Origin of the sequence: Aneurinibacillus sp. REN35 (assembly GCF_041379945.2) — a bacterium.
Lineage (GTDB): Bacteria > Bacillota > Bacilli > Aneurinibacillales > Aneurinibacillaceae > Aneurinibacillus.
Map to the genome: position 1 here is coordinate 339967 of NZ_JBFTXJ020000001.1, position 16010 is coordinate 355976.

Sequence of the window (16010 nt, forward strand, 5' to 3'; positions counted from 1 at the left end):
TCATGCCTCCTATGACTCGCTTTGTTCGATAACAGCAGGCAGCATCAGGGTGAATTGACTTCCGCCGTCCATCTGGCTTTGAACCTCGATTCTCCCCTGATGCGCACGCGCAATACCAAGGCTGACAGACAGACCAAGTCCAGTTCCTTTTTGAGCCTCTTTCGTAGTGAAAAAAGGATGAAAGATGTCTTCTTTATGCTTATCCGGGATGCCTTTTCCGTTATCGCGCACATGCAGGCAGAGCATGGACGTACCGTTTGGCTGCATAACCTCCTCGGTACATAGAAAAATTTGTTTAGCCTTGTTTTCATTTTCGCTTACAGCGTCTTTGGCATTAAGCAGCAGATTCAGGAGAATTTGCTCGATCTGCTGGATACTGCCTTCGAAGGGAGGGAGCGCTGCCGCAAGCTCTACTGAAATACAAATACCGCTGCGTTCAATTTGATAGCGCACAAGGCTTAGTACTTGCTCTACGACGAGATTGAGTGAGCATTCGCTAAAGGTATAGTCATCCTGGCGCGAGAAGGTAAGCAGGTTCTGAATGATGCTGCGGCAGCGTTTGCCGCAGAGCAGAATATCTTCGAGTAGGCCCTTTTCTCCGTCAGTTTCACATTCGCGCAGCAGCAGCTGCGTATTGCCAAGAATGGCGGTCAGCGGATTGTTTAGCTCATGGGCAACACCCGCGGCCATTTCACCAATGGCTGCAAGCTTGCCTGATTGGATAAGCTGTGCTTCGATATGCAGCTTTTTCGTGACATCTTTTATATAGAGGATCGCCGCATACATCTCCTTTTGTTCATTGAATACAGGGTAGGAGAAAACATCACAGATTCGATTACCGACCAGGGGGAGCTGATGGTATGCGGTTTGTTTTGTCTGATAGCTTTCCTTGATAGGACAGGGTGCGAGCGGATCGGAAGTTCCCTGAAACAATTCGCAAAATGTTCGGTTGTAAATCTGCTCTTCCGCAAGTCCTACAAACGCGCTCACCGCTTGATTGAAGCGAAGAATACGAGTATCCATATCCACGTACAGCAGCAGATCGGTCACCGCACTAAATGTTTTCTCCCATTCTCTTTTTCCGTGCAGTACAGCGTTGTACAGTCTGGCATTCTCGATGCAGACAGCGAGTTGATCGGCAAGCTGCTGTAGAAAGGTAAGGTCTGAGTAATCATATTCCGCAAGAGCCGTGTCACCGAAGCTAAGCACACCGATAGGGCGATGCTTGCTGAAGAGTGGAACATAAAGCATCTGGGCAATGCCCTGACATTGAAAAACTTGTTCGTCATTTGCCGATAGTTCGCTGATCGGACAGCGAATGGCTTTCTGCTGGTGTATTGTCATCTGATAGAGTGAATTTGCTTTGCTTAGGAAGGTACCCGCGGGAAGGGCGGCATACTGCTTTGGATATACGTTGCTTACAACAAGTTCTTCGCTTTCCACCAAGGCAAGAGCGAGGCGGTCAAACGAGAAAATTTTTGTAAGCTTGTCCATTACATTGTGCAGCATATCGTCCATGGAGGTGTCTACATTAAAGCTTTTGACGACTTGATTGATGATAGCTAGCTGCATATTTTGTTTCTCAATTTTTTGCAGGTTCTTTTTTAGCTCATGGTAGTAGTTTCGCTTGGATGATTTGACTCCGGTCAACAACTGAATGATTTCTCGCTTGTCTTCAAGCATCGATCGCTGATCCCTCCTAGAGTGCTTTTCTAAATAGAGATTCTAGTTCAGTCACTGTCATATCACGCGGGTTGGTAATCAGGCACGCATCCTCGCTTGCGGCCTGGCTCATTTGCAAAATCAAATCCTCAGTTAGACCGATATCTGCAAGACGCTGCGGAATGCCGATCTCTTCTGCAAGCTGCTTCACCTGATAGATGGCCCTCTTCCCTGCTTCGGCAACGGTCATTCCTGCAATGCTTTGCCCCATAAGTTCTGCGATGTGCATGAATCGTTCGGGCGTGGCGAGATAATTGTATTCCATGACATAGGGAAGCAGGATGGCGTTTAATTTTCCATGCGGCATGTCTAGATAGCCGCCTACTGCATGTGCCATTGCATGGACGGCACCGAGTATGGCGTTAGAGAAGGCGAGACCTGCCTGCAGGCTGGCCATTGCCATCGCTGTTTTTGCCTCTTCATTGGTGCGGGACGCGGTAGAGGAGCGAAGGTGCTTAGAGACCAGAGAGATGGCATTTTTGGCCTGTACATCTGTCAGCGGGGTAGCTGCCACGCTAACGTAGGCTTCAATGGCGTGAGTCAGAACGTCCATGCCGGTCTCAGCGGTCAATGCTGCATCCTTGGTAATCAGTGTATGGGGGTCTACAATGGCGATGTCGGGAACGAGTGATTTGGAGACGATGGTCATCTTCAGCAGGCGTGTTGTATCAACAATGACAGAGAATTGGGAGACCTCCGATCCAGAGCCTGCTGTCGTAGGAATCATGACGAGTGGCGGCAGTGGAGCGATAATTTTATCGACCCCTTCATACATGTGGATAGGTCCGCCGTTGCTTACCAATATGGCAATCGCTTTCGCGGCATCGATAGCACTGCCTCCACCCACGCCAACAATGGCGTCACACTCGGTCATCCGGTAGCATTCAGCCCCTTTTGCTACCTCATGATCTTTTGGGTTGGCAGTAATATCATAGAATGTTTCATAAGGAAGGTTGCTTGCATGGCAGGTGGCGATGACTTTTTCTACCCAACCGGCATGCAGGACCCCATGATCGCTAACAATAAGCACTTTGTTAGCTCCAAGTCTGCGGCAGCATTCACCTGTTTGTTGTAAAGCCCCTTTACCAAAAATGATTTCCGGTGCTGCAAATTTAAAAATATCCATGATCCCCTCCATCTGTCCGCTATTTTGGTTCATTGTGCCGAAAATTCGGCTGAAATTGCCAAAGTTATGTATGCGTTTTCGTTTTTTTCTGCGTTCTCTGTTTAGATACGATGTCAAAATCATTGAAAACGCTAACTTTTTATTCATTTTTGTATATTCTGAATCGTTGGCATATGATTTGCTCGTACTTATTGGTGTATCCATACATACGAAAGGGGGACGGTTTTGCCGTTATCGTAACCGAGGTCTATGATTTCTATAGTAGAAGAAGGACAGCGTCGATGCAACAAAAAGAAAGCGCTTTAATCCAAAATGAAGGGGAGAAAGAATATGACAGAACAAGTCTATGGATTCTATATGCCGACAGTAAATCTTATGGGGATGGGCGCAGTAAAGGAAATCGGCGAGCGGATGAAGTCATACGGTAAAAAGAAGGCATTAATCGTAACGGATGCCGGTCTTCATAAATTCGGTGTGGCAGATCAAGTAGCCGCCTATGTGGAAGAAGCGGGGCTTAGCGTTGCCATTTTCCCAGGGGCTGAGCCCAATCCGACGGATACGAATGTTGAAGCCGGACTCATTGTATATCGTGAGGAGGGATGTGATAGTATCATTTCCTTAGGCGGAGGCAGCTCGCATGATTGCGCCAAAGGAATTGGGCTAGTGGCGGCCAACGGCGGACGCATTCACGATTATGAGGGTGTAGATAAGTCGGCATTGCCGATGGTGACGCTTTTTGCAGTAAATACGACCGCGGGTACGGCGAGTGAGATGACGCGTTTTTGTATCATTACCGATACGTCCCGCTCTATAAAAATGGCGATCGTGGACAAGCATGTGACACCGACTGTGTCTATCAATGACCCTATGCTGACAGTCAAAAAACCGTCCTCTCTGACAGCAGCTACAGGTATGGATGCGCTGACCCATGCGGTAGAAGCCTATGTATCCACATCGGCAACTCCAATTACGGATGCATGTGCACTGCAGGCCATCCGCCTCATCAGCCGTAACCTGCGTGTTGCCGTTGCGAATGGGGAGAATCTGCAGGCGCGGGAGAATATGTCCTATGCTCAATTCCTAGCAGGCATGGCATTTAATAATGCATCGCTTGGCTATGTTCATGCGATTGCGCACCAATTTGGAGGCATTTACAATCTGCCGCACGGCGTCTGTAATGCAATTCTTCTGCCGCATGTTGAACGGTTTAACCTTATTTCGAAAGCGGAGCGTTTTGCCGATATTGCAGAAGCGATGGGTGAGAACATCAGCGGACTGTCCATGCGGGAAGCGGCAGAAAAAGCGCTCGAAGCGATTATCGCTCTTTCGCAGGATGTGGGCATTCCAAGCGGTTTTGCTGAGCTTGGTGCAAAGGAAGAGGACATTGAAATACTCGCTATCAATGCCATGAATGATGCATGTGCTTTCACCAATCCGCGTAAGGCTACGCTAGACGAAGTAAAAGATATTATTCGGGCGGCGTTTTAAGCAAGCGTAGATAGAAGCGAGAGGAGAGGGGCTAGGCTTATGAGAGAAGATAGTTTATATCGGCGTTCATATTTTGATAGAATTGCTGAATTGGGGACACTTGTACCGGAGTCGTTCCAAGCATTTATGGAATTCGATAAGCAGGCACTGCGACCGGGTCTTCTTTCTGGGAAGGTAAAAGAATTAATTGCGATTGCAGTTGCCCATATTACCGGCTGCCCGTATTGTATTGAAGTACACGTTACGAACAGCAAGCGCCTTGATGTCACCAAGGAAGAGATGGCGGAGGCTATTATGGTGGCGACTGCATTAAAAGCAGGATCAGCGCTTGCACACAGTGTCAATGCGCTGAACGCCTATGACAATCGGTCGGATGATGAGCTGTATCGAAGCGCCTATTTTCAGCGTATGTCTGAGCTTGCGTCGCTGCAGGCGGACGAGTTCTCCGCATTCCTTGCTTTTGATCAAATGGCACTTCAAGATGGCGTGATTGGGCGCAGAGAAAAGGAATTGATTGCGGTTGCGTGTGCACATGTTACGGGTTGCCCGTACTGCATTGACCTCCATACGAAGGCGGCCAAAAAAGAAGGTATAAGCATTGAGGAGCTTGCGGAAGCGATTATGGTAGCCACGGCACTTAAAGCCGGGTCTGCCCTTGCGCATAGTGTCAATGCAATGCAGGCGTATGGGAGAGTGGAGCAGATCGAGAGCTAGGCGGAGTAAGTATAAAAGAGTGAACAAGGTAAGTGAAAGTAGAGAAGCTGTACATCCTTTTGTTCGTGGATGTACAGCTTTTTCGTGTGAGCAGGCAGTTTCGTTTATCTTTCGTTATCATATTATACATTTTTTCACACGTAAATCTATGTTACCATCAGAAGGGATAAAGTATGATCAAGAGGACAAATGTTTTGGAGGAAGCAAACGGTGAAAACTCTTTATTTTGACTGTATATCCGGAATTTCAGGGGATATGTCATTGGCTGCACTGATCGATCTGGGAGCGGATCTATCCTATATCGTGGATCATTTGAAGAAATTACCCATTGATCCATTCGAAATCGAGGTTCGTCCCATTATCAAGTGCGGCATTGCCGCAAAGAAAGTACATATCCATTTTCCGGCATCCGATCATCATCATGAACACAGCCACGACCATGAGCATCACCATCATCACGAACACAGTCACAACCATGAGCACCACCATCATCACGAACACAGCCACGACCATGAGCACCATCATCATCACGAACACAGCCATGACCATGAGCACCGAAGTGCGGCTGACATTTTAGCGATGATCGCGCAAAGCGAACTTCCACCAAGAGTTAAGGAGCGCAGTCTAGCGATTTTTCAGGAAATTGCCATTGCTGAGGGCAAAATTCACGGAATTGACCCGGCCAGCGTCCATTTCCATGAGGTTGGGGCGATGGATTCGATTATTGATACCATCGGGGTCTGCTTAGCGCTTGAAAGCTTGGGCATTGATGAGCTGTATGCGTCGCCAGTGCCTACTGGGTATGGGAAAAAGAGGATGGCGCATGGTCTCTATCCGATTCCTGCCCCGGCTACGCTGGAGCTGCTGAAGGGAATTCCGCTTGCTGAATTACATGTCAAGGGTGAATTGACGACGCCGACGGGTGCCGGAATTTTACGGGCGCTTGTGAAAGACTTCATCCATCCCGGAGCTTTTACTGTGGAGCATATCGGATATGGAGCCGGGGAGAAAGAATTTGATCACCCTAATGTCCTAAGAGCGCTGCTCATTACACCGCCTGAGCGAAATAATAAAACAAACAATACAACGGCGCAGCGAGAGCGGGAATCGGTGATTGTGCTGGAAGCGCAGCTGGATGATATGACAGGGGAAGGGCTGGGGTATGCGATGGAGCGTTTGTTCTCCGCAGGTGCCCTCGACGTTTTTTATACACCGGTCTATATGAAAAAAAATCGGCCGGGTACGCTGATCACCGTTTTAACATCCCTGGAATTAGCTGACCAGTGCGAGAGTGCTTTGCTGGCGGAGACAAGCACGCTCGGTGTTCGCAGAAGCGTCTGGACCCGCACTATTCTTGAGCGGAGGTTTGTCATAGTCGATACTCCTTATGGACAAATCCAGGTAAAGCAGGCATTTATGGGAGATGACAAGCTGCATCAAGCCCCGGAATATGAGGATGTGGCGAGGGCTGCCAGAAAGCACCAGGTTCCGTTCCAAGAGGTGTATCAGCACGCTATGAAATCATAATAGAGAGGCATATATCATGACAATGTAGGAGTGAGTCGTATGTCAGATTCAACCTTAAAGCGCTTTGGCGTTTCCATGGATGAAACGTTATTGAAGGAATTTGATGAAATGATCAAGCGTAAAGGATATGAGAACCGATCCGAAGCCGTGCGTGATTTGGTACGTGATGCGCTGGTTAAACAGTCCTCTGCGGATGATGAGCAGGATGTAGCAGGGAGCATTCTGCTGTTTTATGATCATCACCAAAGTGACCTTATGCAGGAGATTACACATATTCAGCATACGATGCACCATGCCATTCTAGCCACCACACACTTTCATCTTGATTCTCATCACTGTCTGGAGTTGATTGTTGTGAAAGGGAAGGCGGGGGAGCTTCGTGCGTGCAGTGACCAGATGATCAGCATCAAAGGAGTAAAATACGGAAAGTTTACGGTAGCTCCTCTTAAGTAGGTAGCCATGGTGAAATAAGAAAAGAGAGGGGAGGATACACTCCGCTCTCTTTATTAGTTAGATGATAGCGCTGTGGCATCGGCTCTGTGCTGTAATTGCCTAAAGTCGATAATTTTGTCGCAAATCCGCTGTAAAAGGTGCTGTTCATGGCTGATTACAAGCACTCCGATATTTCGCTTTGAGGCGAGAGCAAGAACGGCATGCCAGATCTGGGCTTGGGTAATCGCATCAAGCATTGTCGTCATCTCATCAGCAATAAGAAACCTTGTTTTCGGTCCCAATGCCCGTGCCACACAGAAGCGCTGCAGCTCTCCGCCGGACAGTTCGTTTGGCCAACGCCGCAGCCATTCCTCTTCAATGCCCAGCGAGGCAAGCAACTCTTCATCGGGCGTGCCGCCTTCAGTAAGAATACGATGCATGCGCCAGCGTCCATTTACTGCTTTCTCAGGATGCTGAAATACCATTTGGACGCATTGATAGCTGGATGCCGGCGAATAACCGGTAAGCATAACACGACCCTCCTGCGGCTGCTCATAGCCTGCAAGTATGCGTCCGAAGGTCGTCTTTCCGCACCCGCTCGGCCCCATAAGACCGACTACTTCTCCAGGTGCAAGCGTTAGATTCACCCCCCGGAATGTCCATGCACCTTTCTCATAACCAAATCCGATATTGTGTGCTTCAAGAAGCATGGATACACCTCACCATTCCACCGTGCAACTCTCGCAATTCCGGCTGTGCCGCAGCGCATTCAGGTGTCGCTCTCTCGCAGCGCGGTTCAAATAAACAACCGGGGGGCAGTGCATTCGGCAGGGGCTGGGAACCTGGGATGGGGGTAAAATCATTTTGGGGCAGTGCGTTCCACAACGCCTGGGTATATGGATGCCGCAATGAGGCCCCTTTGCCTATGAAATCAGCCGCAGGTGCTATTTCAACGGTGGTTCCGGCATAGAACACAGCAATTGTATCTGCAATGTGAAGCGCGGATTCGATATCATGCGTAATGAGCATAACGGCGCTTCCGTTATCAGCCAGCTCCCGAAAATAGCCGAGGGCTTCCCGGATGACAACCGGATCGAGGCCGGGCGTTGGCTCGTCCGCAATAATGACCTTTGCGCCGCTGACCATAGCTGTGGAGACGAGTACCCGGCGGGCCATGCCCCCTGAAAGCTGAAAGGGATACATTGTCTCCACTTCGGGATCTAAATGATATCGCGCAAAGACTTTTCTCTGTGCAGCCGCCGCATCCCCAGTATGCACCGATGTCCGAACTTGTGCACCTACACGCATTAATGGGTCCAGAAAGTTAACGGATTGCGGAACGAGCGCAATCTCCCTGCCCCGCACGGCAGCCTGCCTGGCAGGGGTAAGCTCTTCACCGCGATATATAATGGTGCCGCTGACTTTTGCATGCTCCGGCAAAATCCCAAGGATTGCATGTGCCAGCAGGCTCTTTCCCGAACCGCTAGCGCCGACTACAGCGAGAATTTCTCCTTGATTCATTGTAATAGCAAGATTGGTGATGACTTTATTGGTTTTATGTCGAAGCCCGCCCGTATACTGACGGAAAGACACTGACAAATCACGCACTTCAAGGATAGACATAGACGTGAAACCTCCTCTGGTTAATGATGAGCACGATGAGGATCGATAAGCATTCCCAGATTTTCACCAATACTATGAAAGGTCCGCACGACAATAAGCAGGCAAAGACCGGGGAAAAATGCCAGCCACCACATGCCGATCGACAGGTAGCGCATGGACTCTGACAGAATGATTCCAATAGCAGGCTGGTGGGGGGATAAGCCCAGGCCAATAAAGGTAACCGCCGCTTCATGTAAAATGGCATGAGGGAATAGCAGTAAGAGACCGACCAACAATTGGGGAACAAGATGGGGCAGAATATGTCTTGTTGCTATCCACCAGCGCGATTTGCCAAGATGACGGGACACCTGAACAAAATCAGCAGAGCGCAGCTGCATGACCTCCGCCCGGATAATCCGGGCCAGGCCTGGCCAATGGGTAAGGGCCACGCCGATGACGATCCCTTTAAACCCTCCACCGAGTGTAAAGGCAATGAGAATAAGGGCCACAAGGTGCGGAACACTCAAAAAAAGATCGATCAGCCAAGTAATGATACTGTCTACGACTTTTCCCATAGTTGCTGCTGCCATCCCAAGCATAATCGCAATGGATGTGCTGCAAACCGCAGCGAGCAGGCCGACCCCCATACTTAAGACAAGACCCTTGAGAGTACGGGTCAGCATATCCCGGCCAAGCCAGTCGGTGCCAAAGGGATGAGCGAGAGAGGGAGGCGCATTGCGCAGGGACAAATTCGTTGCAAGGCCTTCGCTGCTGATGAACAAGCCGCCCAGCAAGACACCCAGCAGTAATATAGCGGCAGAAACGGTGACAAACAGGGTTCGCTGTCTGCGATTTATCTTTGACAGAAGAGAAAGGGGTTGTTTCCTGTCTGGTTTTAGCATGGTATTCATACAGACTGTCCCCCTCTCATTCTTGGATCGATGACGCGATAGAGCAAATCCGCCAGCAGATTTCCCGTAAATACAAACAGAGCACTAAAGATAACAAGGCCGAGCAGGAGGGGAACATCTCCCCGCAGACCCGCTTCCACCGTAGCCTGACCGAGCCCCGGATAAGAAAATACCTGTTCAGCCAGCACAGCACCGCCAAAAAGTTCACTAAAAGCCGTAAATTGCAGCGTAATGGCTGGCAGCGCTACGTTGCGCAAGCCATGTCGCCAAAACAAAATCAGTCCCTGCTCGCCTTTTGCCCGGGCAAACAATACATAGTCGCTGGCCAATACATCCATAAGCTTTTGTCTTGTATGAAGCGCTATCGGAGCCACGCCGACGATGCTTAATGTCAAAGCAGGCAGGATCAGGTGCTTCATCCGATCCGTGAGGGTGACATCCTCCGCGAGTATGCCGGCCGGTACTCCCATGCCAATGGGGAACCACTGCAGCCATACAGCAAAAACAATAAGCAGAAGGAGACCCATCCAAAATGTAGGCGTGGCAGCCAGCGTATAGCAGTACCATGTAATACATCGGTCGACCCAGGTGTTTTTTTTCATGGCCGCTACGACCCCAAGAGTAAATCCGATCACTCCTGATAACATCCATGCCACAGTCATAAGGGCCAGAGAGCTAAAGAATCGTTCGCTGATGATATCTGCTACAGGACGGCGAAAAATCATGGATGTGCCAAGATCGCCATGCAATGCGGCGGATGCCCAGTGAAGAAATTGCTGCATGATTGGTTGATTAAGCCCCCAATATTCAACTATCTGTTGGCGCTGCTCAGGACTGACCCGCATCATATCGGCTCCCACATAGGCTTGAATCGGATCGATGGGCGAGCTCTTGATAAGCAAAAATGAAATTAGACAGATAGCGAAGAGCAGAGAGAGGACCCGGACGCTCTTCCTTATCAAAAACATCCATATTGATTTGCTGAAAGTGTCCTTCACATTATTCATTCCATTTCCATTCCACAATGTTATCGGTAACAGGCCAGCCGTGTCCATGAGGATGAATTCGCTGGTTTCCAATATCAAGGCGCTCCTTTACTACATAGACGTGATCAATGTTTACCAGCCAAGCCCATGGTGCGTCCCCTTTGGCGCTTAGTCCTGTTTTTCCGTCCCATTGCGCTTTTTTCCAATAGTTCATGGCCTCTTTTTCATTGGTTGCAGCGAGCGCCTTATCCATGTATTGATCGACGGTTGCATTACGATAAAAACCAGGATTATAGTGCTCGACACCAGCACTTTTGCTGTTGTACAGATTATACATTTCAAGCGGGTCATGGCTACCCCATCCAAATAGAACAGCATTGGCATGCATCAAGGATTCTATCTCGTCCCAGCTTTTTCCTTCGACATGAATCGAAATTCCGATGGGTGCTATCATGTCCGCGACGGCAATCGCCAGAGATTGTCGTATCACATCGCCGGCTGGATAAAGGAGGGTAAATTTTGCCTGTAACGTATTTTTCTCGAGAATCGCATCTCCATTCGTATCCTTCCATCCGGCATCGGCAAGGATTTTTCTCGCCCCTTCCGGATCTGCATCCTTAATGACTGTATCGGGATTCCACCAGGGAAGCTTGTCGCTTATCGTGTATGCCGGTGTTCCGTAGCCTTCCAATATACCATCCACCAGTGCCTGACGATCGACCGCTATATTAATGGCCTTGCGGATCGCCGGATCGGCTGTCACATCGTTACCGATCGGCAACCCTTCTTTTGTTTTTTCGCCGGCCTTTACAGAAGGAAACATCATTCCCCGGTTATCTACGCTGTGTACAGCTTCTAGACGCATTCCCGGTATCGGCTGATGGCTAAGCGAGGCAGGAATATACGCTGCATCGACACTCCCGGCTTTTGCAGCAGCAAAAGCAGCATCCTCCTGTAAGAATAAAAATGTGATTTTTTGAAAATAAGGCTTTGTATCATAATACTCCGGATTTGCCTTCACGATCAGCTGCTGCCCCTTGTCCCATTGCACCAGTTGGTAAGGACCCGAACCAATGGGTTTTTCCGCATAATCCTTTCCATGAACATGTTTAGGTACGATGCCTGTTGTAACCAAGCTGTTTATAAAAGTTGATTGAGCTTCCTTTAAAGTGAACCGTGCGGTAGTAGGGTCTAGCGCCTCTACTTTTTGTAAAATATGGAGATCGACCACAGAGCCGCTCGCGGCTGCTTTTTCAAAGGTATACTGCACATCAGCGGCGCTGAGGGGTTTGCCATCCGAAAATTTCACATGATTACGGAGTTTGACCGTCCATACTTTGCCGTCGGGGCTTACTTCATAGCCGGTTGCAAGATCATTTACAATCGCCAGGTTGTTATCGCGTTTCAGGAGGGTGCTCTGGAATAGAGGAGAGCCATACCGTCCCCACCCCGTGGTAGGGTCAAAACCGGCTTCAGGCTCGGAGCCAACCGCGAGCACCAGATCTTGTTTGTTTTGCTCGGTCTGCTTCTGTTCTGTGCCAGTTGGCTTATGTAGTGATGGGGAACACGCCGTGAAGAGGTTCAAAAAAATCAAGCCTGCCACAGCCATCAATCCAAGTGTTCGTTTTTTCAATCTCTACCACTCCTTATTATCACAATATGTACAGGTCTTGTCGTGTTACACGAAGGAGATATGAGAGAGGCACAAACGATATAGTCGAAATCATGCAATGATTTCGACATATATGCGAACAATACGCCGACTTGTAAAGAACAGTCTGTCTTCGTGTTACGATTCGGAAAAATCATAACACAGATTATAGGAAAGTAAAGAAGATAATGTCATAAAAAAATAAACGGAAGGAACGAGGACAAAGACAGCGGCACCGTGTTTACTCTGTTTTTTCTGCACGATCGTACAGAGGAAAAAAATTTTTTTGAATGCCTCTTTTGTTCAACTGACAAATCCAGACGGCCAGCTGTAAAGAAACCCCATCCTGAAATACCTGCGGATTCAGCCCTGTTTCCTGTTTGATTTTTTTTAACCGGTAAATAAGCGTGTTGCGATGAATATACAGCTTTTTGGCTGCTTCACCAATATGCAGGTTGCATTCGAAAAAAACATCCAGCGTTTCAAGCATTCGATCCGAGAGACTGCCTGCGATTCGTTCGATGTAATCCTGCTTCGCCTGTTCATCAATTTGGTTAATTAAAGCCTTTGTCTCAATCTCCGTATATTGAATCAAATCCTGTTCTCTTTTACCCAGCAGCAGAGCCCATTTGGCTTCCTGCAGGGAGAGCCGGATGTGCTCCTGTGCCGTTTTCATCGTACCAAGTCCGATACGAAAAGGGATGGTGATATAGCGCAGCATGGATTGCATGCGCTGCAGCTTTTGTATAAATGCCTTTTCTGTCAGGTGAGAGGCCAGAATAAACAAGCGGTTACCATTTACATACCCGGTAAGCATGTGTGGGTTATGTAGGGTTTCTTCTATTCGTTCGATGAGTTCCTGATTTGTGAGCGTATTGTTTTCTAATTCCACCAAAGCCACCTGAAAAGGAGGGCCAAGACGTATATTGAGCAAAGCCAGTCGTTGTTCGATCGATTCCTGCTTTAGCTGCATGGCGGTTAGCTCTTCAAAAATTAGTTCTTTTACCCGCTGTTTCCATTCCGATTGTGAGGTTAAAAAAGATTGGCTAATCATCATTTCGGTAATCATTTTGACAAGCTCGCCGAATTCCGCGATTTCTTCCGGTTTGCCGGTAATGCCAATGACGCCGATAATACGTTCTTGAAACATAATGGGCAGGTTAATTCCCGGCTCGGCTCCCTTCCAATGGTTCTTGCTGTTTTCATGAATAATCACCGGATTTCCGGTCAGCAGGACTTCCAATGCTCCTTCATGAAGTCGGTTAATACGCTCTGGATTCCCCGACGCAATAATCGTTCCGGTATGATCCATAATGTTAATATTACGATTCAAACGAATCATTGTTTCGCGCACAATCTCACCTGCGATTTTCTCCGTAAGCAATTTTCATCCCGCCTTCTGTGTATGATTACTGTATATGATAAACAAAATAAAATTATTTTTTCAATTATTTTTTAGTTTTTGGAAACAATGACCCTATTTTTCGTTCGCATTATAATAATAGTTAGAAAAATGAAAGCGTTTTATAAAGAGAGGAATAACCTATGAAAATTGTGATTGCGCCGGATTCTTTTAAAGGAAGTATATCCGCCCAAGAAGCATCCTTGGCGATTGAACAGGGAATCAAAAGGGTTCTTCCCGATGCAAAAACCGTTCTAGTGCCTGTAGCGGACGGTGGGGAAGGAACTATGGACAGTCTCGTGGCGGCTACGAATGGCAAAATGATCGAACACAGCGTTACCGGTCCCTTGCATACCCCGGTACATGCTGCCTACGGTATTCTCGGAGATCAAGAGACCTGCGTGATTGAGATGGCCAGCGCATCAGGACTGTGCCTTGTTCCGGTTGAACAGCGAAACCCTCTGCTCACGACAACATACGGAACTGGGGAGCTGATCAAAAGGGCGCTGGATGCCGGTTGCAGGCGGTTTATTCTTGCCATTGGCGGAAGCGCTACCAATGATGGAGGGTGCGGCATGCTGCAGGCTCTTGGCATGCGGCTGCTTGATAAAAACGGAGTTGATATTGGGTTTGGTGGAGGCGAGCTGACGCGCATTGCTGAAATCAATGATGAAGATTTTGACCCGCGCATTGCCCAGTCGGAATTTTTAATTGCAGCGGATGTTCAAAATCCGCTGATCGGCCCGCATGGTGCCGCCTATGTTTTTGGCCCGCAAAAAGGGGCCACGCCGGAAATGGTGGAAAGGCTGGATGATGCCCTAACACATTGGGCAAACCTTATCGAATCAAAGACAGGCATCCGGCTTCATGAAAGACCGGGCGCCGGAGCAGCAGGAGGAATTGGCGGAGCATTCCAAGCCTTTTTTCCCGGGGGAATGAAGCGGGGAATCGATATGATCATTGAACATACTGCGCTTGGTGAAAAGCTGGATGGAGCAGCGCTCGTTTTTACAGGGGAAGGACAAATCGATTTTCAAACCGCATCAGGAAAGACGCCAATGGGCGTAGCGCAGGAAGCACAGAAACAGGGAATTCCGGTTATCGTTCTGGCCGGCTCTATCGGGTCCGGGATTCACACGCTATATGAGCATGGCATTCACAGCGTTCATAGCATCGTTACTGCTCCGATGACATTGGAGGAAGCGATAGAGAGAGCGGCGGAACTGCTGTCATTTACCGCAGAGCAAGTTCTGCGTACGTACCTGGCATCGTCCGGGTACGATCAACCACATGGGGAGGCTGCAGAGTATGCAGATTAAACGAACAATTGAGAAAGTCCCGGGCGGACTAATGGTCATACCGCTATTGCTGGGTGCAATGCTGAATACGATCGATCAGATGCACATCCCGGCCGTTATGGACGCTTTAAAATCACTGGGTGTATCACCGACGGATAAAGGCCATTATGAGTTCCTGCGCATTGGCGGTTTCTCGGAAGAGCTGTTTAAAACTGGAGCATTAACACTTATTGCGCTGTTTCTGTTTTGCTGCGGCAGTCAGATGAATCTGCGGGTCGGTGGAACAGCGCTTAAGAAAGGTGCATTGCTGACCGCCTCGAAATATTTTACCGGCGTGGCAGTCGGATTCTTATGGGGAACCTTGTCCGGCGATATGATGAGCGGCTTTCTCGGCTTATCTACGGTGGCCATCATTGCTGCTATGACCAACGGAAACGGGGGCATGTACGCTGCGCTGACCTCTCAGTATGGAAATCGTTCGGACGTAGGGGCGGTAGCTGTACTCTCCCTGAATGATGGACCGTTCTTTACGCTCATGGCTCTTGGTATGCTGGGTGCAAAGTTTCCGATTATTGCTTTCATCGCTGTTCTTTTGCCGATCGGCATCGGCATGCTGCTCGGTAACCTCGATCCAGAAATTAGAGAGTTTCTTAAGTCGGGTGAAATTTTGCCGGTTCCATTCTTTGCATTCGCACTTGGTGCAGGGATGAGCTTTACAAACTTCTTCAAGCCGGAAGTGGTGACTGCAGGTCTTGCACTTGGTATAATGACGACAGTGTTAACAGGGTTAACTGGCATGCTTGTTTTTAAAATCTTCCGTGAAAAGAGTGGGATTGCTCCTGTGGCAGAAGCCTCTACAGCAGGTAATGCGGTTGGAACACCTGCGGCGATTGCAGCAGCGGCATCCGTAGCGGCCGGTTCAGGAATGATGAGCCAGGCAGAAGCACAGGCCTATCAGAATTTAGTAGAAACGGCTACAGCCCAAATCTCGATTTCAACGTTAACGACAGCCATTCTATGTCCTGTAGCCGTCATTCTTGTGGACAAGTGGCAGAGGAAAAAAGGTATTGATGGAAGAGCGGAAGAGCCCCAGTCGCCGGAGCATCGTTCAAATGCGTCTGCGACATAAATGTAAACCATTCTATTTACTA

Annotated in this window: 14 protein-coding genes; 6 read left to right on the forward strand and 8 right to left on the reverse strand. The window is 48.7% G+C overall.

Annotated elements, in window-relative coordinates; all coding sequences use genetic code 11:
• Window positions 1-9: 9 nt before the first annotated feature.
• Window positions 10-1683 carry an ATP-binding protein gene (locus AB3351_RS01655; protein ID WP_371145376.1) on the reverse strand — a complete coding sequence of 558 codons (1674 nt, stop codon included), beginning with the start codon at window positions 1681-1683 and terminating at the stop codon, window positions 10-12.
• Between the two features lie 16 nt (window positions 1684-1699).
• The gene (locus AB3351_RS01660) at window positions 1700-2848 is read right to left on the reverse strand and encodes an iron-containing alcohol dehydrogenase (RefSeq protein ID WP_371145377.1); all 1149 of its coding nucleotides are present in this window, start codon (window positions 2846-2848) and stop codon (window positions 1700-1702) included.
• A 330-nt stretch (window positions 2849-3178) separates the two neighbouring features.
• Here AB3351_RS01660 and AB3351_RS01665 point away from each other — a divergent pair, with 330 nt between their 5' ends.
• The 4 genes from AB3351_RS01665 to nikR all read left to right on the forward strand — a co-directional run bounded on the left by AB3351_RS01665 (window position 3179) and on the right by nikR (window position 7030).
• Window positions 3179-4336 carry an iron-containing alcohol dehydrogenase gene (locus tag AB3351_RS01665; RefSeq protein ID WP_371145378.1) on the forward strand — a complete coding sequence of 386 codons (1158 nt, stop codon included), beginning with the start codon at window positions 3179-3181 and terminating at the stop codon, window positions 4334-4336.
• Window positions 4337-4375: 39 nt separating this feature from the next.
• The gene (locus AB3351_RS01670; protein ID WP_371145379.1) at window positions 4376-5050 is read left to right on the forward strand and encodes a carboxymuconolactone decarboxylase family protein; all 675 of its coding nucleotides are present in this window, start codon (window positions 4376-4378) and stop codon (window positions 5048-5050) included.
• Between the two features lie 210 nt (window positions 5051-5260).
• On the forward strand, window positions 5261-6577 hold the full coding sequence (gene larC, locus AB3351_RS01675; protein ID WP_371145380.1) for a nickel pincer cofactor biosynthesis protein LarC: 1317 nt from the start codon (window positions 5261-5263) through the stop codon (window positions 6575-6577).
• Between the two features lie 39 nt (window positions 6578-6616).
• A complete protein-coding gene (nikR, locus tag AB3351_RS01680) occupies window positions 6617-7030 on the forward strand; it encodes a nickel-responsive transcriptional regulator NikR (RefSeq protein ID WP_227887258.1) in 414 nt (137 codons plus the stop codon).
• A 53-nt stretch (window positions 7031-7083) separates the two neighbouring features.
• Here nikR and AB3351_RS01685 read toward each other — a convergent pair whose 3' ends face one another.
• The 6 genes from AB3351_RS01685 to AB3351_RS01710 all read right to left on the reverse strand — a co-directional run bounded on the left by AB3351_RS01685 (window position 7084) and on the right by AB3351_RS01710 (window position 13543).
• Complete coding sequence (locus tag AB3351_RS01685; protein ID WP_371145381.1) at window positions 7084-7719, reverse strand: ABC transporter ATP-binding protein; 636 nt, start codon at window positions 7717-7719, stop codon at window positions 7084-7086.
• Window positions 7709-8632 (reverse strand): ABC transporter ATP-binding protein, encoded by a 924-nt coding sequence (locus AB3351_RS01690; RefSeq protein ID WP_371145382.1) that lies wholly within the window; start codon window positions 8630-8632, stop codon window positions 7709-7711. The genes AB3351_RS01685 and AB3351_RS01690 overlap by 11 nt, the downstream gene beginning before the upstream one ends.
• Before the next feature lie 20 nt (window positions 8633-8652).
• Window positions 8653-9522, reverse strand: a complete 870-nt coding sequence (locus AB3351_RS01695) for an ABC transporter permease (RefSeq protein WP_371145383.1) — start codon at window positions 9520-9522, stop codon at window positions 8653-8655.
• Window positions 9519-10490 (reverse strand): ABC transporter permease, encoded by a 972-nt coding sequence (locus tag AB3351_RS01700; RefSeq protein WP_371145669.1) that lies wholly within the window; start codon window positions 10488-10490, stop codon window positions 9519-9521. Before AB3351_RS01700 ends, AB3351_RS01695 begins: the two co-directional genes overlap by 4 nt.
• Before the next feature lie 31 nt (window positions 10491-10521).
• Entirely contained in the window at window positions 10522-12117 is a 1596-nt protein-coding gene (locus AB3351_RS01705; protein WP_371145670.1) for an ABC transporter substrate-binding protein, read from the reverse strand.
• A 283-nt stretch (window positions 12118-12400) separates the two neighbouring features.
• On the reverse strand, window positions 12401-13543 hold the full coding sequence (locus tag AB3351_RS01710) for a CdaR family transcriptional regulator (RefSeq protein WP_371145384.1): 1143 nt from the start codon (window positions 13541-13543) through the stop codon (window positions 12401-12403).
• Between the two features lie 161 nt (window positions 13544-13704).
• On the opposite strand from AB3351_RS01710, the gene AB3351_RS01715 reads away from it, so the two are divergent.
• Entirely contained in the window at window positions 13705-14880 is a 1176-nt protein-coding gene (locus AB3351_RS01715) for a glycerate kinase family protein (RefSeq protein WP_371145385.1), read from the forward strand.
• Window positions 14870-15988: a 2-keto-3-deoxygluconate permease gene (locus AB3351_RS01720; protein ID WP_371145386.1), complete on the forward strand. Its 1119-nt coding sequence runs from the start codon at window positions 14870-14872 to the stop codon at window positions 15986-15988. The genes AB3351_RS01715 and AB3351_RS01720 overlap by 11 nt, the downstream gene beginning before the upstream one ends.
• Window positions 15989-16010: the final 22 nt, after the last annotated feature.